Raw genomic sequence first — 17416 nt, 5'->3', positions numbered from 1 at the left:
ACGCGGGACTTTCTGGCCAGAAGACGGCAACCGACCCACAACCTGCACCCTTTCCGGCCCAGGCCATGCGGCGCAATAATCCACAAACCATGTGCCGGGCACAAAAAAGCCCGCTCGTTGAGCGGGCTTTCGGGTTGCCAATGCGGCGATCGTTTTAATCGACAAACACGCGCGCATTGCGGAACAGTCGCATCCAGCCGGAGTCCTCTTCCCAGTCATCCGGGTGCCAGCTGTTGCTGACGGCGCGGGCGACACGCTCCGGGTGCGGCATCATGATGGTGACGCGGCCATCCTCGGAGCACAGGGAGGTGATACCGTTGGCCGAACCGTTCGGGTTGGCCGGGTAGGTCTCGGTGATCTGGCGGTGGTTGTTCAGGTAACGCATGGCGATGGTGCCGGATTTTTCGCAGGCTTCCAGCGCCTCCTGGTCCGGGAATTCCACCCGTCCCTCACCGTGGGCAACGGCAACAGGCATGTAGGAGCCGGCCATGCCATTGAACAGTACCGACGGGGAGTCCTCGATGCCCACCAGCGCAAAGCGCGCCTCGTACTGCTCGGAGAGATTACGCACGAAACGCGGCCAGTGGTCGGCGCCCGGGATCAGCTCCTTAATCACGGAGAACATCTGGCAGCCGTTACAGACGCCCAGGCCGAAGGTATCCTGGCGATTGAAGAATGCCTCGAACTGGTCGCGGGCGCGGTCGTTGAAGAGGATGGTCTTGGCCCAGCCCTCACCGGCACCCAGCACGTCGCCATAAGAGAAACCGCCACAGCCCACCAGGCCCTTGAAGTCATCCAGGGTGACCCGACCGGCGAGGATATCGCTCATGTGGACGTCCACGGCGCTGAAGCCGGCGCGATGGAATGAGTGCGCCATCTCCACCTGGCTGTTGACGCCCTGCTCCCGCAGGATTGCCACCCGCGGCCGCTCCCCCTTCTTGATATAGGGCGCGCTGATATCCTCGTTGATGTCATAGGTCAGGTTCACGGACAGGCCGGGATCGTCCTTACCAATCGCGGCAAATTCCTGTTCCGCGCACTCGGCATTGTCGCGCAGGGACTGGATCCGGTAGCTGGTTTCGGACCAGGCCTGTTGCAGCTCAGTGCGGGAGCGGCTGAAAAACTCACGGCCACCGCGGGTGAAACGCACCTTGTCGTCGCGGTTCAGGTAGCCGATCTGGTGCGCCGGGACGCCCACGGCGCCAAAGCGCTGCACCAGCATTTCCGCATCGTTGGCAGGCACCTGCAGCACCGCACCCAGCTCCTCGCTGAACAGTGCCGCGATCACGTCCTCGCCCAGCTCGTAGATATCCACGTCCACACCGGTGCGGCCCGCGAAGCACATCTCCGCCAGGGTCACGAACAGGCCGCCATCAGAACGGTCGTGATAGGCGAGGATCATGTCTTCTTCCAGCGCCTGCTGGACCACTTCAAAGAAACCTTTCAGGCGCCGCGCGTCATCCAGGTCCGCGGGCTTGTCACCCAGCTGGTTGAAAACCTGCGCCAGGCAGGAGCCACCCAGGCGGTTCTTGCCCGCTCCCAGGTCGACAAATACCAACTCGCTGTCGCGCCCGACCTTGAGCTGCGGGGTCACGGTCTTGCGCACGTCCGCTACCGGCGAGAATGCGGAGATCACCAGGGACAGCGGTGCGGTGACCGCCTTGTCCAGGCCGGCATCGTTCCAGGCCGTGCGCATGGACATGGAGTCCTTGCCCACCGGGATGGTGATACCCAGCTCCGGGCACAGTTCCATGCCCACCGCTTCCACGGTACGGAAGAGCTTCTCTTCCTCTCCGGGGTGGCCGGCGGCGCACATCCAGTTGGCCGACAGCTTGATATCGGACAGCTTTTCGATGCGGGTGGCGGCGATATTGGTGATCGCCTCACCCACGGCCAGGCGGCCGGATGCCGGTGCATCCAGCAGGGCCACCGGCGTGCGCTCACCCATGGCCATGGCCTCGCCGGCATAGCTGTCATAGGCCACGGTGGTAACGGCGCAATCCGCCACCGGCACCTGCCAGGGGCCCACCATCTGGTCGCGGGCCACCTGCCCGGTTACGGTGCGGTCGCCGATGGTGATCAGGAAGCTCTTGCTGGCCACGGTAGGCAGGCGCAGCACGCGGTCCACCGCATCGCCCAGCTCAATACCATCGGTCTCGAACGGGGTGGTGCTGACGGTGCGCTTGTCGGCCTTGCGGTGCATCTTCGGCGGCTTGCCGAACAGTACCGACATGGGCAGGTCGACGGGCCTGGCCTCGAATTTCTTGTCGTTGAGCAGCAGGTGCTTGTCCTCGGTGGCTTCGCCCACCACCGCGTAAGGGGCGCGCTCACGTGCACAGATACTCTCAAAACGCTCCAGGTCGTCCGGCATCACCGCCAGCACGTAGCGCTCCTGGGATTCGTTACACCAGATCTCCAGCGGGCTCATGCCCGGTTCATCACAGGGGACGTTACGCAGCTCGAACCTGCCGCCGGTGCCGCCGTCCTTCACCAGCTCGGGGAAGGCATTGGACAGACCGCCGGCACCCACGTCGTGGATAAATGCAATCGGGTTTTTGTCGCCCAGCTGCCAGCACTGGTCGATCACTTCCTGGCAGCGGCGCTCGATTTCCGGGTTCTGGCGCTGCACCGAGGCAAAGTCCAGGTCCTCGGAACTGGTGCCACTGGCCATACTGGAAGCTGCACCGCCGCCCAGGCCGATCAGCATGGCCGGGCCCCCGAGCACCACCAGTTTGGCGCCGGGAGCGAATTCCGGCTTGTCGATGTGCTCTTCGCGGATATTGCCGTAGCCGCCGGCGATCATGATGGGCTTGTGGTAGCCGCGGCGCTCGCCGTCGAAATCATCCTCGAAGGTACGGAAGTAACCGCAGATATTCGGGCGGCCGAACTCATTGTTGAACGCAGCGCCACCAATGGGCCCCTCAATCATGATGTCCAGCGCGGTAACGATGCGCTCGGGCTTGCCATAGTCCACTTCCCACGGCTGCAGGTAACCGGGGATCTGCAGGTTGGAGACAGTAAAGCCGGTCAGCCCCACCTTGGGCTTGGAGCCGCGGCCCACGGCACCCTCATCGCGGATCTCGCCACCGGCACCGGTACCGGCGCCCGGGAAGGGTGCGATGGCAGTCGGGTGGTTGTGGGTCTCCACCTTCATCAGCATATGGATCGGCTCCTGGCTGAAGCCGTACTCGCGGGACTCCGGGTCCGGGTAGAAGCGGCCGGCTTCAGAGCCGGTGACCACCGCCGCGTTGTCCGCGTAGGCGGACAGCACGTTGTCACCCCCCTTCTGGTAGGTATTGCGGATCATGCCGAACAGGGAGAGGTCCTGGTCCTCGCCGTCAATGGTCCAGCTGGCGTTGAAGATCTTGTGGCGGCAGTGCTCCGAGTTCGCCTGGGCGAACATCATCAGCTCCACGTCGGTGGGATTGCGCTCCAGCTCCTCGAAGCTCTTCAGCAGGTAATCGATCTCGTCGTCCGCCAGCGCCAGGCCCAGGCTCACGTTGGCCTCCTCCAGGGCATTGCGACCGCCGTCCAGCAGGTCCACGGTGCCCAACCGGCGCGGCTTCTCGACCTGGAACAGCTGCTCGGCCTGGTCGAAGTCGGACAGCACACTCTCGACCATACGGTCGTGCAACTGGGCAGCCAGCGCCTCCCGTTCAGCGCCGGTTAACTGGATACCGGTAAGGTAGTAGGCAACACCACGTTCCAGCCGGTGGATCTGCTCGAGGCCGGCGTTATGGGCGATATCGGTGGCCTTGGAGGACCAGGGAGAGATAGTGCCGGGGCGCGGCACCACCAGCAGCAGCTCGCCTTCGGGCTTGTGCTTTTCCTCGGTGGGGCCGTACTGCAACAGGCGCTCCAGCAGCGCCTCTTCCTTTTTGTCCAGCTTGTCGGTATCGGCAAAATGCACGAACTCGGCGTAGACATCTTCGATCGCGGGCTGCAGGGAACGCAGCTGGCTGAGTAACTTTTGGTGGCGGAATTTCGACAGTGCGGGAGCACCACGCAGAACTAGCATCGCGGGAGTTTGCCTCTTGTCTGAATGTGAGAATCGGCGCGCCAGGTGTCGCACCGCGCCCCCGGGAGAGCGCCCGGGGTTGGGAAGGGCGCAATTGTACCCGAACCGCGGCGACTCCAACACTGTCCAAGTATGGTTATCCGCCCGGCGAGAGCCAGCTCCCGGACGCCCAAAGCACCCGGCTGCAGCCGGGCAGGAAAAAGGCGGCGGGTTCAACGTGATGTGGTTCTCCGCGCCGCTGGGACCCAGTTGGCCCTACTAGACTTGCTGGGTAAGTACAAGTAGCCAGATCACAAAGCAAAAACCCGCCAGCGAGCAATTTCTCGCCATATGGGTTAGAATCGCGGACCTTTTGCCGGACCGGCCATGCTCAGGATGAGCTCCACCGGCAACCGCTGGCGCGAAAGCGCACCGATGAAAGCGATAAGAACTAAGGGACTAGAGGGGACTGTTTATGATCATGAAAAGCCGCATGTTGCGATACAGCCGCCGCCTGGCCAAGGGCCTGGCGCTGGCCTGCTGTGCCTCGCTGATCGTGGCGAGCAAGGCCCCGGACACGCTCGAGCAGGTCAAAGCGGCCGGCAAGCTGGTGGTCCTGTCCCAGAATGGTCCCACTACTTATTACGAGGATGCCTCCGGCACCCATACCGGGTTCGAGTATGGCCTGCTGCGGGCCTTCGCCGAAGACCTGGGCGTGGACCTGGAGATTCGCGACGTTCACGACCTGGATGAGATCTTCACCCGCCTCGACTCCCCGGCAGAGGGCGCCCACATGGCGGCGGCAGGCCTGACTGTCACCCCCATGCGCCGGGACCAGGTGCGCTTTACCCCCTCCTATTTTGAGATCCGCCAGCAGGTGATCTATCGCCTGGGCGAGAAACGCCCGCGCTCAGTGGGCGACCTGCAGGGCAAGCAGGTGGCGGTGATCGCCGGCAGCGCCCACGCCGAGCAACTGCGCCAGCTATCCGGCCGCTACCCCGACCTGCAGTGGGACGAGATCTCCGATGTCGACGCCATGGAACTGGTGGAAATGGTCGATGAGGGCAAATACCCCTACGCGGTGGTGGACTCCAATGCCTATGCCGTGCACCGTGGCCTCTACCCCAACACCCATATCGGCTTCAACCTGACGCAGTTCCAGCCTGTGGCCTGGGCATTCCCCCGCGGCGAGGATGACAGCCTCTACCGGGCAGCCCGCAATTTCATGCTACGCGCCAACACCAACGGTACGGTGGCGGAGCTGCGGGAGAAGTTCTTCGGCCATGTCAGCGAGATGAACGTGGGCGGCGCCCAGGCCTTTGCCAAGAGCACCCGCGAGCGCCTGCCCCAGTGGCGCGAGACCATGGAAAAAGTCGCTGACCAGTACGAGCTGGACTGGCACCTGCTGGCCGCCCTCAGCTACCAGGAATCCCACTGGAATCCCAAGGCTCGGTCCCGCACCGGCGTCCGCGGACTGATGATGCTGACCCGCGGCACCGCGCGGGAGCTGGGCGTCGACCGGATGGACCCGGTCGAGAGTATCGAGGGTGGCGCCCGCTATATCGTCGAGCTTCGCAACAAGATTCCCGAGCGTATCCGCGAACCGGACCGCACCTGGATGGCCCTGGCCGCCTACAATGTGGGCTACGGCCACCTGGAGGATGCGCGGGTGCTGACCGAGAAGATGGGCGGCAACCCGGACCTGTGGACCGATGTCCGCGAGCGCCTGCCGCTGCTGGCCAAGCGCCAGTATTACAAGGGCACCAGGCACGGCTACGCCCGCGGCTGGGAACCGGTGACCTACGTACAGAATATCCGCCACTACCAGGCACTGCTGACCTGGAACAGCCGTATCGAGGAACAGCGCCTGGCCGAGGCCGCCAATGATGCGGCCAATGAAGAGGCCCTGGCTGACAACGGGCCGCTCGAGAGCGGTGCCATACCGGCCTTCTGAATCCCCTCCCCTGTCCGAAGCAGTACCCGAGGCGGCGGGCTATGCCCGCCCAGCCTCACCCTCTTCCTAGCCACGCCGCCAGCGGTGGAATCGCTCCAGCAAGCCCAGTATCGTCTGTGGCGCGTGGGCGCGTTTCCAGTTGCCGGCCACGAAGCGGTTGGCCTCCATCATGGTGGGATAGATATGGATAGTGCCCAGCAGCTTGTTGAGGCCCAGGCCGTGCTTCATCGCCAGCACGAACTCCGCAATCAGCTCACCGGCGTTTTCACCCACGATGGTTGCCCCGAGGATCCTGTCCTTGCCCGGTACCGTGAGGACTTTGACAAAGCCCCGGGCGGAACCGTCGACGATAGCCCGGTCCAGGTCGTTGAGGTCGTAGCGGGTCACGGTGTAGGGGACACCATCGGCGCTGGCCTGGTGTTCACTGAGGCCCACGCTGGCCACCTCCGGGTCGACAAAGACCGCCCGCGGTACCAGGGAGTAATCCACACGGAATTTCTTCAAGTCGCCAAACAGGCCGTTCACCGCCGCGTACCAGGCCTGGTGCGATGCCATATGGGTAAACTGGTAGGGGCCCACCAGGTCACCTGCGGCGAGAATATGGCCGATCTCCGTACGCAGGAAATCATCGGTAAGCATATGGCCGTCCTTCACCAGGCCCAGCTCCTCCAGCCCCAGGCCGGTGACCCTTGGCCGGCGCCCCAGCGCCAGCAGCAACTGGTCGAACTCCAGCCCGGTTTCACCGCTGCGGTCTGAGACCATCACTCGGCCACCACCGCCCTCGAGCGGCGCGAAGCCGGTTGCCTCACAGCCGGTCAGTACCCGGACCCCCTCTGTTGACAGGGATTCCTCTACCGCCTCGGAGACCTCCGCGTCTTCCGCCGGCAGCAATCGCGGGGCCATCTCCACCAGGGTGACACTGGACCCGAGCCTTGCAAAGGACTGGGCCAGCTCGCAACCAATGGCCCCGCCCCCCAGCACCACGAGCTTTTCCGGGGCCCGCTCCAGGCTGGCAAACCGCTGCCACAGCGTCTCGCTGGTAACGTAGTCCACCTGGTCCAGGCCGGGCAGTGGCGGCACCAGCGGTTCGGCACCAGTGGCGAGTACGATCGCACGTGCAGTAAGTACTCGCTCACCACCACTATTGAGGCGGATTTTCACCGTCCAGGGGTCCACCAGCTGCGCCCTGCCCTGCACCACATCCACACCCAGCCCGGTGTAGCGCTCCACACTGTCGTGGGGCTCGATGCTTTCGATGGACGAACGTACATGGCGCATGACCGCTGGAAAATCGATCTCCGGCTCTGCCAGTTTTACCCCGAAGTCCGCTGCCTGCCGGGCACCATGGGCCACTCGCGCGCACTTGATCAGCGCCTTACTGGGCACACAGCCGGTATTCAGGCAGTCACCGCCCATGGGACCGGCCTCCACCAGGGTTACACTGGCCTTGATCGCTGCAGCGATGTAGGCACTCACCAGCCCGGCAGAACCGGCGCCAATCACGATCAGGTTGCGGTCGAACTTCTTGGGCTTGGCCACATCTGCCTCACTTGTCAGTGGGTTGCTTCAGGATTCACGGGCGCGGTAACGCTCGATTGCGTTCAGGACTTTCTTCGCCAGCAGCGGGAACACTCCCAGCAGGACAAAGGACAGTACCAGCCCCGGGGACAGGATATCGCCGGGACTGTCCACCTGCGCCAGCTGGGTACCGGCATTCACGTATACGAACGTCGCAGGCAGCATCCCCAGCTGGCTGACCCAGTAGAAAGTCCAGGTGGGGATCCGCGTGAGCCCCATGACGATATTGATGATGAAGAAAGGAAACACCGGCACCAGGCGCAGGGCAAACAGGTAAAAAGCCCCCTCCCGCGCCATCCCTCGATGGATAGCCTCCAGGCGATCGCCAAAACGTGCCTGCACCCAGTCGTGCAGCAGGTAACGGGAGACCAGGAATGCCAGGGTAGCGCCGATCGTGGACGCAAAGGAAGTAATGACAGAGCCCCACAGCAAGCCAAACAGTGCCCCCGCCGCCAGCGACATGATAGCCGCCCCGGGCAGGGAAAGTGCGGTAACCAGGATGTAGAGCGCTGCGAAGAGTAGCGCCACCAGCAGCGGCGACTGGCGCTGCCACTGGGCAAACTGGGCCTGCCCCTGTTTCAGGCTTTCCAGCGTCAGGTACTGGTTCAGGTCAAAGGCGAAAAAGCCAATGCCCAGGAGCAGCAGCAATGCAATCAGGACAATTTTCTTGGTCAAAATATGCTTCCCCAACCGGGATCAAAAGCCAGGAATACTTGTACGTCGTATCGAGTCAGGGGGATTACCCTTCCCTTTCCGACACCAGGGCATCCTTCCATAACAGGACCGGATTTGCATCTGTCGCCGGGTTTCTGGAATTCTTACAGTTCAGGGTAAGTGCCGATAGAACCCGGCACCAATAAAAATCCCAAAAGCTTGGAACAGGAAGATGCTGGAAGGTATACACCACGCTGCCATTATCTGCTCGGATTACAGCGTGTCCCGCCATTTCTACACCGAGGTCCTGGGCCTCAAAATACGCGCAGAGAACTACCGGTCAGAGCGTGATTCCTGGAAACTCGACCTGGCTCTGCCTGACGGAAGCCAGGTTGAGCTCTTCTCATTCCCGGGCGCGCCCCCGCGCCCAAGCTATCCGGAAGCACAGGGCCTGAGGCACCTGGCATTCCGGGTGTCAGAGCTGGAACCGGCGATCGCGCAACTGGAAAGGGGCGGCATCGCGGTCGAGCCGGTGCGGACAGACGAATATACCGGCAGGCGCTTCACGTTTTTCAGTGATCCCGACGGCCTGCCGCTGGAGCTCTACGAACAGTAGAAATACGGTTTCATTTTCCAGGTCGGCGAGTCACTCGACAGCGAGGGCACTGGCAAGGCGTTCACCATCAAAATGCTTCTCCAGTCCACTGAGATAGCCCTGTACATCCGGATTAGCCATCAAGCCCTGCATCGCGACCTGGCCTAAAACAGCAAAGCTCGTTTCGAAGGCATTCTTTCCCTCGTACTTGATTGCCTGGGCGGTCTCGTCCTTACAGCGGTCAGCGAGCAGATCCATTACCAGACCGGCGGCATCCTTGTTCATCTGCGACGCCTGTGCCGGGGAAATGTTTGCAAGGTTTTTTACATCCGGATGGGATGACATGGCCGCATACAGCCACTGGATAAACAGCGTCTTATCCGAGTCACTGGTTTCATGGACCAGACACTTGGACATTTCGTCAGTAAACGGGCCCGCGAAGGCCTGTGATGACAGGATACCCAGTAGCAGTAAGGCACGAGTGAAGGTTTTCATGGCGTCCTCTTGGCTGCTTTATGCAGCGGCTTAGTTTTTATCCAGAACTTTATAGCATGCTGCACAGGCATAAAAAAAGCCGCCCGAGGGCGGCTTTTTTGCTCGAAAGCAGCGACTGGTTACCAGCCGGTTACTTCCTTCAGTGCGTCACCGATCTGCGCCAGGGAGCGCACGGTTTTGACACCGGCGTCTTCCAGGGCGGCGAACTTCTCGTCGGCAGTGCCTTTACCACCGGAGATGATCGCACCAGCGTGGCCCATGCGCTTGCCGGGAGGAGCAGTAACACCGGCAATGTAGGAAACCACCGGCTTGGTGACATTTTCCTTGATGTAAGCGGCAGCCTCTTCTTCCGCGGTACCGCCGATCTCACCGATCATCACGATAGCCTCGGTAGCCGGGTCCTTCTCGAACATCTCCAGGATGTCGATAAAGTTGGAGCCCGGGATGGGGTCGCCACCGATGCCCACGCAGGTGGACTGGCCGAAGCCGTGGTCGGTGGTCTGCTTGACCGCTTCGTAGGTCAGGGTACCGGAACGGGACACGATGCCCACTTTGCCCGGCTTGTGGATATGGCCCGGCATGATGCCGATCTTGCACTCACCCGGAGTGATCACACCCGGGCAGTTCGGGCCGATCAGGCGCACGCCCAGCTCGTCGCACTTAACCTTGGCATCCAGCATGTCCATGGTAGGAATGCCTTCGGTGATGCACACGATCAGCTTGATGCCGCCGTTGGCTGCTTCCAGGATGGAGTCCTTACAGAAAGGCGCCGGTACGTAGATTACGGACGCTTCTGCACCGGTGGCTTCAACCGCTTCTTTTACGGTGTTGAAGACCGGCAGGCCCAGGTGCTCCTGGCCGCCCTTGCCCGGGGTCACGCCGCCGACCATCTTCGTGCCGTACTCGATCGCCTGCTCGGAGTGGAAAGTGCCCTGGGAGCCGGTGAAGCCCTGGCAGATTACCTTGGTGTCTTTGTTAATCAGTACTGACATGATTATTTACCCTCCGCAGCTTTAACAACCTGCTCGGCAGCGTCAGTCAGGCTCTTGGCTGCAATAATGTTCAGTCCGCTGTCCGCCAGAACCTTGGCGCCCAGCTCGGCGTTATTACCTTCCAGGCGCACGACAACCGGCACCTTCACGCCAACTTCTTCCACTGCACCGATCACGCCTTCGGCGATCAGGTCGCAACGCACGATACCGCCGAAGATATTGATCAGGACGGCCTTGACGTTCTCGTCGGACAGGATGATCTTGAAAGCTTCAACCACACGCTCCTTGGTAGCGCCGCCACCAACGTCGAGGAAGTTGGCCGGGCTGCCGCCGTGCAGGTTAACGATATCCATGGTACCCATGGCCAGGCCGGCACCGTTCACCATGCAGCCGATGTTGCCGTCCAGGGCCACGTAGTTCAGGTCCCACTTGGCAGCGTGAGCTTCACGGGCGTCTTCCTGGGACGGATCGTGCATTTCGCGCAGGTCCGCATGGCGGTACAGCGCGTTGCTGTCGATCACAACCTTGGCGTCCAGGCAGTGCAGGTTCTTCTCGGGAGTGATTACCAGCGGGTTGATTTCCAGCAGCGCCAGGTCCTTTTCCTCGAACATCTTGGCGAGGCCCAGGAAAATCTTGGTGAACTGCTTGATCTGGTTACCTTCCAGGCCCAGCTTGAACGCCAGCTCGCGCGCCTGGTAGGGCTGCGCGCCGGTCAGCGGGTCGACGGTGGCCTTGAGGATTTTTTCCGGAGTCTCTTCCGCTACCTTCTCGATTTCAACGCCGCCCTCGGTGGAGGCCATGAAAACGATGCGACGGGTGGAGCGATCGACTACCGCGCCCAGGTACAGTTCCTGGTCGATATCTGTGCAGCTCTCGACCAGGATGCGGGAAACCGGCTGGCCGTTCTCGTCTGTCTGGTAGGTAACCAGGTTGTTACCCAGCCACTTGCGGGAAAACTCCTCGATCTCGGCAGTGGAGTCCACCAGCTTTACACCGCCGGCCTTGCCGCGGCCACCGGCGTGTACCTGGGCTTTTACCACCCACTTGTCGCCGCCAATTTCCTTCGCTGCCGCCACTGCTTCTGCCGGGGTTTCCGCTGCAATACCTTTGGAAACCGGCAATCCGTATTCCGCAAACAGTTGTTTGCCCTGATACTCATGCAAGTTCATAGTCAATACCAATTCACATTTGAAATGTGTTTACCAATTGCAGATCACTCTGCACCTAAGAACAAAATTCGAAATTCCCGTCGTTGCAAATTTCAAATTCTGGGTCCATTGCCGGGGCAATGTTGCGCGGCGGGAGTTGCCGCGCACCGCCGGGAAGATATATTCCCGGCAGAAAAACGGTGGGGCGGTAAAACCGCCCCACCCTTCGCGACCGGAGGCCGCTCTTACTTGCGCTTCTTGCGGTTGGCGATATGAATGGCGTGGCCATTCGCCGCCAGTGCCGCTTCCTTCACCGCCTCGGACAGGGTCGGGTGACCGAATACGGTCATACCGATGTCCTCGGCGCTGGAGCCGAACTCCATAGCAATTGCCACCTGCTGCACCAGGTCCGCCGCAGACGGGCCAACGATGTGCGCGCCGAGGACACGGTCGGTCTCGGCGTGGGCGATGATCTTGACCATGCCGCTGGTGTCGTTGGCAGCCATGGCACGGCCGGAGGCGGCAAACGGGAAGACACCCACATTGTAGGGCTCGCCCTCGGATTTCACCTGTTCTTCGGTCATGCCCACTGCGGCCACTTCCGGATGGGTGTAAATCACGTTGGGGATGACGTCGTAGTTCATCATCGGCTTCTGGCCGGCGATGCGCTCGGCGACAACCACGCCCTCTTCAGAGGCCTTGTGTGCCAGCATCGGGCCGCGAACCACGTCACCTACCGCCCACACACCCGGTGCAGAAGTCATGCACAGGTCATTAACGTAGATGAAGCCGCGCTCGTCCAGCTTCACATCGGCATCTTCGGACAGCAGGCCCTCGGTGTAGGGGCGACGGCCCACGCACACGATCAGCTTGTCGAAGGTTTCCTGCTGTTCATTGCCGTCCTTGTCCTCGTAGGTAACGACAACCTCGTCGCCCTTAACCTCGGAGCCGGTCACACGGCAGGAAAGACGGATGTCCAGGCCCTGCTTCTTGAAGATCTTCTGGGATTCCTTGGCGATCTGCTGGTCCATCACCGACAGGAACTTGTCCAGCGCTTCCAGAACCACCACATCGGAACCCAGGCGGCTCCATACGGAACCGAGCTCCAGGCCGATAACACCGGCGCCAATCACGCCCAGGCGCTTCGGCACCTTGTCAAACTCCAGCGCACCGGTGGAGTCAACGATAATCTTGTTGTCGACCGGGGCCGGCGGAATATTGATGGGCACGGAACCGGAAGCCAGGATGATATTGTCGGCTTCGTAAGTGGTGGCCTTGCCATCGTTGTCGGTCACTTCCACTTTCTTGTTGGCCAGCAGCTTGCCGGTACCTTCAATAGAGGTCACCTTGTTGGCAGTAAACAGGCCTGCGACGCCGCCGGTCAGCTTCTTGACGATATCGTCCTTGCGGCCGAGCATTTTCGGCACGTCAATCTTGACCTTGCTGGTCTCGATACCGTGAACGTCGAGGGAGTCTTTTGCCTCGTGATACTTCCAGGAGCTGTCCAGCAGGGCCTTGGAGGGAATACAGCCAACGTTCAGGCAGGTGCCGCCATTGACGACCTTACCGTCCTTGTTGGTCCACTTTTCCACACAGGCGGTTTTCAGGCCCAGTTGTGCGGCGCGGATTGCAGCTACGTATCCCCCCGGACCGGAGCCAATTACGATTACGTCAAATTTGTCCGACATGATCAGTTCCAAATATTCGTGAATGAGTTGGAGCCTGCTTGCAGGCCCCTACAGTCAAAGGCGGTTCTTATACTTCCAGCAGGATGCGCGCCGGATCCTCAATCATTTCCTTGATTGCCACCAGGAAGCCCACTGCTTCCTTGCCATCGATCAGGCGGTGGTCGTAGGACAGCGCCAGGTACATCATCGGCAGGATTTCCACCTTGCCATCGACTGCCATCGGGCGCTCCTGGATCTTGTGCATGCCCAGGATCGCGGTCTGCGGCGGGTTCAGGATCGGCGTGGACAGCAGGGATCCGAATACGCCACCGTTGGTGATGGTAAAGGTACCGCCGGTCATTTCCTCGATGGACAGCTTGCCGTCGCGGGCACGCAGGCCCAGGTCGCGGATATTGTTTTCCATATCCGCCAGGCCCATGTTCTCGGCATTGCGCAGGATCGGCACCACCAGGCCCTTGGGCGAGGACACGGCCACGCCGATATCCTGGTAACCGTGGTAGACGATGTCGTCACCATCGATGGAGGCGTTTACCGCGGAGTAGCGCTTCAGGGCCTCGACTGCGGCCTTGACGAAGAAGCCCATAAAGCCCAGGCGGGTGCCGTTGTGGGTCTTCTCGAACAGGTCCTTGTAGTTCTTGCGCAGGTCCATGATCGGCTTCATGTTCACCTCGTTGAAGGTGGTGAGCATGGCCGTGGACTGGGAGGCATCCAGCAGGCGCTCGGCGATACGCTTGCGCATGCGGGTCATGGGAACGCGCTTCTCGACGCGCTCGCCCTCGGCAACCGGAGCCTCGGCAGCGGCTGCCGCCGGTGCCGCGGCCGGGGCCTTCTCTGCTTTCTGCACGTCTTCCTTGGTAATGCGCCCGCCCTTGCCGGTGCCCTTGACGGAGCCCAGGTCGACGCCCTTTTCGTCAGCCAGCTTGCGCGCGGCAGGGTTTACCAGCTGGTCGCCGCCCTTGGAGGAAGGCTCTTCTTCCTTCTCCTCAGCTTTTTCCTCGGCTTTCTCTTCCTTGGCCTCACCGCCGGCGCTGCCGCCAGCACCTTCCTCGAACTTGGCGATCACCTCGTTGGACTCGACGGTATCGCCCTCGTCCTTGATGATTTCGCTGAGGGCGCCGTCCGCGGGTGCAACCACTTCCAGCACCACCTTGTCGGTTTCGATGTCCACGATCAGTTCATCGCGGGATACAGCCTCGCCGGGCTTTTTATGCCAGGTGGCAACGGTGCCATCCTGAACGGATTCCGGGAACGTTGGCGCTTTAATCTCGATCGTCATTGGTCCTGTTTCCTGAGATTGACTCTTGGGCGCCCCTTTCGGGGAACGCCCATTATTTGCTAATTACTGCCGCCCTTTACTTGACGGTCAGCGCCTCATTGATGAACTGGTTCTGTTCTTCCAGGTGCGTGGACATATAGCCCGCAGCCGGCGCGGCGGAAGCCGCACGGCCCACGTATTCCAGTTCCAGCTTGGGATGCTCTTCCGCCAGCAGCCGGCGCAGGTGATGCTGGCTGTGATACCAGGCGCCCTGGTTCATCGGCTCTTCCTGGCACCAGGCCACGCTCTCGAGGTTTTTGTACGCGGACACCGCGTCGACAAACTCCTCGTCCGGGAACGGATACAGCTGCTCGATGCGCACCAGCGCCACGTCCTCCTGCTCGCGCTCCATGCGCGCTTCCAGCAGATGGTAGTAGACCTTGCCGGAGCACAGGACCAGGCGCTTGACCTTGGCCGGGTCGACATTGTCATCCTGGATGACATTGTGGAACTTGCCGTTGGCCAGCTCATCCAGGGTGGAGGTCGCAAGCTTGTGGCGCAGGATCCACTTCGGGCTCATGATCACCAGCGGGCGGCGCATGGGGCGGATTGCCTGGCGACGCAGCAGGTGGAAGATCTGTGCCGGGGTGGTGGCGTTACACACCTGGATATTGTGCTCGGCGCACAGCTGCATAAAGCGCTCGAGGCGCGCGGAGGAGTGCTCCGGTCCCTGGCCCTCATAGCCGTGGGGCAGCAGCATCACCAGGCCACACATCCGGCCCCACTTGTGCTCACCGGAAGTGATGAACTGGTCGATCACCACCTGCGCACCATTGGCAAAGTCACCGAACTGGGCTTCCCAGACAATCAGCGACTTGGGCGTGGTAGTGGCATAGCCGTATTCAAACGCCAGCACGCCCTCCTCGGACAGCAGCGAGTCATAGATGTAGAACTCCGGCTGGCCGTCGTACATATTCTGCAACGGCACATAGCAGGAGCCATCTTTCTGGCTGTGCACCACCGCGTGGCGATGGGAGAAGGTACCGCGACGCACATCCTCGCCGGTCAGCCGGACCATATAGCCCTGCTCCAGGAGGGTGCCGTAGGCCAGGGTCTCGGCCATGCCCCAGTTAAGCGGGGATGCGCCGCCAGCCATCTTGCGGCGGTCTTCGTAGATCTTGGATACCTGGCGCTGCAGCACAACACCGTCGGGGATATCCGTCATGCGACGGGCCACGTCCTTCAGCTTGGGCAGCTCGAAAGACGTGTCACCCGGGGTGGTCCAGTCGTGGTTCAGGTAAGGGCTCCAGTCCACGAACATGGTTTCATCCGGCTGCTTCACCAGGCCGGTGGCCACGTCCTCACCCTTGTCCAGCTTGTCGCGGTAATCACTGGCAAGCTTGTCGGCGGCAGATTTGTCCAGCACACCCTCATTGACCAGCTTCTCCGCATACAGGGTGCGGGTGGTCTTGTGCTTGCGGATAGTCTGGTACATCAGCGGCTGGGTGCCGGACGGGTCGTCAGTCTCGTTGTGGCCGCGGCGGCGGTAGCACACCAGGTCGATGACGATATCTTTCTTGAACTCGTAGCGGTAATCGACGGCCAGCAGTGCCGCCAGCACCACCGCCTCGGGATCGTCGCCGTTCACATGCAGTACCGGGGCGTCGATCATCTTGGCCACGTCGGTACAGTATTCAGTGGAGCGGGCATCCTCGCGCTTGCTGGTGGTGAAGCCCACCTGGTTGTTCAGCACGATATGGATGCTGCCGCCGGTGTAATAACCGCGGGTCTGGGACATCTGCAGGGTTTCCTGCACCACACCCTGGCCGGCAAAGGCGGCGTCACCATGGATATTGATCGGCATCACCTTCTCACCGGTACCGTCGCTGCGGCGGTCCTGGCGGGCGCGCACGGAGCCGACCACAACCGGTGCACAGATTTCCAGGTGCGACGGGTTAAATGCCAGCGCCAGGTGAACCTCTCCACCCGGGGTCATCACGTTGGAAGAGAAGCCCTGGTGGTACTTAACATCACCGGAGGTGTCCAGGGTCTTCTTGCCCTCGAACTCCTCGAACAGGTCGGCCGGGTTCTTACCCAGGATGTTGACCAGGGTGTTCAGGCGGCCGCGGTGGGCCATGCCCATCACCACTTCCTTCACACCGTAGGTACCGGAGCGGCGGATCAGGGCGTCCAGCATCGGGATCAGGCTCTCGCCCCCCTCGACACCGAAGCGCTTGGTGCCCGGGTACTTGGAATCCAGGTGGCGCTCCAGGCCCTCAGCGGCGGACAGGCGCTGCAGTATCTCAGTCTGGATTTCAGCACCGAAATTGGGCTTGCTCTGGCTACGCTCGAGGCGCTGCTGGAACCACTGCTGCTCATCCAGGTTGGAGAGATGCATGATCTCGGCGCCAAGGTTGCCACAGTAGGTGCGCTCGAGGCCCTCGACAATTTCACGCAGGGTCGCCTCGCCGCTGCCGAAGAACAGGCCGCCAGTCTGGAAGGTGGTATCGAAATCCCCTTCGGTCAGGCCGTGGTAGTTCAGCTGCAGGTCGGGCACCTGCTCGCGCGCCATCAGTCCCAGCGGGTCCAGGGTGGCCTTCTTGTGGCCGCGGTGGCGATAGGAACTGATCAATTGCAGGACTTTAACCTGCTTGCGCTCGTGTTCGATATTGACGGCGCCGGCACCGGGTGCGGCCAGCGGGCGGGTACGGTTTTTGGCCAGGAGCTCAAAGTGGGCGCGTACCGCTGCGTGGGACACGTCGCCACCGCTCTGGACCCGGGGCAGGCTGTCGAAGTAACTGCGCCACTCCTCCGGCACGGCACTGGGGTCGTGCAGATAGGTCTCGTACAGTTCCTCCACATAAGCGGCGTTCCCCCCCGATATATGGGAAGTGCGCCACAGCTGCTCCATGGTGCTTTCGTGCATGTTGATGCCTACCTCGATTGCAGCGGGGCCTCAGCATGGGCCTTTGCACTGCGCGTTCCTTTCACTCACAAAAGGGGAGGCGCCAAAAAGTCACCTCCCCTTTTCATCTTGGTACCGGCTCGCTGGCCGATTTT

The 17416-nt window shown here is 61.6% G+C and carries 11 protein-coding genes; 2 read left to right on the top strand and 9 right to left on the bottom strand.

Annotated elements, in window-relative coordinates; all coding sequences use genetic code 11:
* Positions 1 to 154 precede the first annotated feature (154 nt).
* Positions 155 to 4018 carry a phosphoribosylformylglycinamidine synthase gene (gene purL / locus LVE68_RS15575; RefSeq protein ID WP_232941357.1) on the bottom strand — a complete coding sequence of 1288 codons (3864 nt, stop codon included), beginning with the start codon at positions 4016 to 4018 and terminating at the stop codon, positions 155 to 157.
* 454 nt (positions 4019 to 4472) lie between these two features.
* Here purL and mltF point away from each other — a divergent pair, with 454 nt between their 5' ends.
* On the top strand, positions 4473 to 5951 hold the full coding sequence (mltF, locus tag LVE68_RS15570) for a membrane-bound lytic murein transglycosylase MltF (protein WP_232941356.1): 1479 nt from the start codon (positions 4473 to 4475) through the stop codon (positions 5949 to 5951).
* A 66-nt stretch (positions 5952 to 6017) separates the two neighbouring features.
* Here the strand turns inward: mltF and LVE68_RS15565 are convergent, their stop codons facing one another.
* Together LVE68_RS15565 and LVE68_RS15560 are read right to left on the bottom strand one after the other, a co-directional pair.
* Complete coding sequence (locus tag LVE68_RS15565) at positions 6018 to 7490, bottom strand: dihydrolipoyl dehydrogenase family protein (RefSeq protein WP_232941355.1); 1473 nt, start codon at positions 7488 to 7490, stop codon at positions 6018 to 6020.
* 27 nt (positions 7491 to 7517) lie between these two features.
* Positions 7518 to 8204, bottom strand: a complete 687-nt coding sequence (locus tag LVE68_RS15560) for a TVP38/TMEM64 family protein (RefSeq protein ID WP_232941354.1) — start codon at positions 8202 to 8204, stop codon at positions 7518 to 7520.
* Positions 8205 to 8415: 211 nt separating this feature from the next.
* On the opposite strand from LVE68_RS15560, the gene gloA2 reads away from it, so the two are divergent.
* Positions 8416 to 8799, top strand: a complete 384-nt coding sequence (gene gloA2 / locus LVE68_RS15555; protein ID WP_232941353.1) for an SMU1112c/YaeR family gloxylase I-like metalloprotein — start codon at positions 8416 to 8418, stop codon at positions 8797 to 8799.
* Between the two features lie 30 nt (positions 8800 to 8829).
* Here the strand turns inward: gloA2 and LVE68_RS15550 are convergent, their stop codons facing one another.
* The 6 genes from LVE68_RS15550 to LVE68_RS15525 all read right to left on the bottom strand — a co-directional run bounded on the left by LVE68_RS15550 (position 8830) and on the right by LVE68_RS15525 (position 17282).
* Positions 8830 to 9273: a hypothetical protein gene (locus tag LVE68_RS15550; protein ID WP_232941352.1), complete on the bottom strand. Its 444-nt coding sequence runs from the start codon at positions 9271 to 9273 to the stop codon at positions 8830 to 8832.
* 119 nt (positions 9274 to 9392) lie between these two features.
* Positions 9393 to 10265, bottom strand: a complete 873-nt coding sequence (gene sucD, locus LVE68_RS15545; protein WP_232941351.1) for a succinate--CoA ligase subunit alpha — start codon at positions 10263 to 10265, stop codon at positions 9393 to 9395.
* Positions 10266 to 10267: 2 nt separating this feature from the next.
* Positions 10268 to 11434 carry an ADP-forming succinate--CoA ligase subunit beta gene (gene sucC, locus LVE68_RS15540; RefSeq protein WP_232941350.1) on the bottom strand — a complete coding sequence of 389 codons (1167 nt, stop codon included), beginning with the start codon at positions 11432 to 11434 and terminating at the stop codon, positions 10268 to 10270.
* A gap of 224 nt (positions 11435 to 11658) precedes the next feature.
* Entirely contained in the window at positions 11659 to 13101 is a 1443-nt protein-coding gene (gene lpdA, locus LVE68_RS15535) for a dihydrolipoyl dehydrogenase (protein WP_232941349.1), read from the bottom strand.
* 67 nt (positions 13102 to 13168) lie between these two features.
* The gene (odhB, locus tag LVE68_RS15530; protein WP_232941348.1) at positions 13169 to 14377 is read right to left on the bottom strand and encodes a 2-oxoglutarate dehydrogenase complex dihydrolipoyllysine-residue succinyltransferase; all 1209 of its coding nucleotides are present in this window, start codon (positions 14375 to 14377) and stop codon (positions 13169 to 13171) included.
* 76 nt (positions 14378 to 14453) lie between these two features.
* Positions 14454 to 17282 (bottom strand): 2-oxoglutarate dehydrogenase E1 component, encoded by a 2829-nt coding sequence (locus LVE68_RS15525; protein WP_232941347.1) that lies wholly within the window; start codon positions 17280 to 17282, stop codon positions 14454 to 14456.
* Positions 17283 to 17416: the final 134 nt, after the last annotated feature.

It is taken from the genome of Microbulbifer sp. YPW16 (assembly GCF_021290385.1).
In the GTDB taxonomy this organism is placed as follows: domain Bacteria; phylum Pseudomonadota; class Gammaproteobacteria; order Pseudomonadales; family Cellvibrionaceae; genus Microbulbifer; species Microbulbifer zhoushanensis.
Note: the sequence above shows the minus strand (reverse complement) of the source record. Positions and strands in the feature narration are given on the sequence as shown.

Coding starts and splice junctions, on each gene's coding strand:
- purL (WP_232941357.1), bottom strand. CDS start 4,018: ATGCTAGTTCTGCGTGGTGCTCCCGCACTGTCGAAATTCCGCCACCAA.
- mltF (WP_232941356.1), top strand. CDS start 4,473: ATGATCATGAAAAGCCGCATGTTGCGATACAGCCGCCGCCTGGCCAAG.
- gloA2 (WP_232941353.1), top strand. CDS start 8,416: ATGCTGGAAGGTATACACCACGCTGCCATTATCTGCTCGGATTACAGC.
- LVE68_RS15550 (WP_232941352.1), bottom strand. CDS start 9,273: ATGAAAACCTTCACTCGTGCCTTACTGCTACTGGGTATCCTGTCATCA.
- sucD (WP_232941351.1), bottom strand. CDS start 10,265: ATGTCAGTACTGATTAACAAAGACACCAAGGTAATCTGCCAGGGCTTC.
- sucC (WP_232941350.1), bottom strand. CDS start 11,434: ATGAACTTGCATGAGTATCAGGGCAAACAACTGTTTGCGGAATACGGA.
- lpdA (WP_232941349.1), bottom strand. CDS start 13,101: ATGTCGGACAAATTTGACGTAATCGTAATTGGCTCCGGTCCGGGGGGA.
- odhB (WP_232941348.1), bottom strand. CDS start 14,377: ATGACGATCGAGATTAAAGCGCCAACGTTCCCGGAATCCGTTCAGGAT.
- LVE68_RS15525 (WP_232941347.1), bottom strand. CDS start 17,282: ATGCACGAAAGCACCATGGAGCAGCTGTGGCGCACTTCCCATATATCG.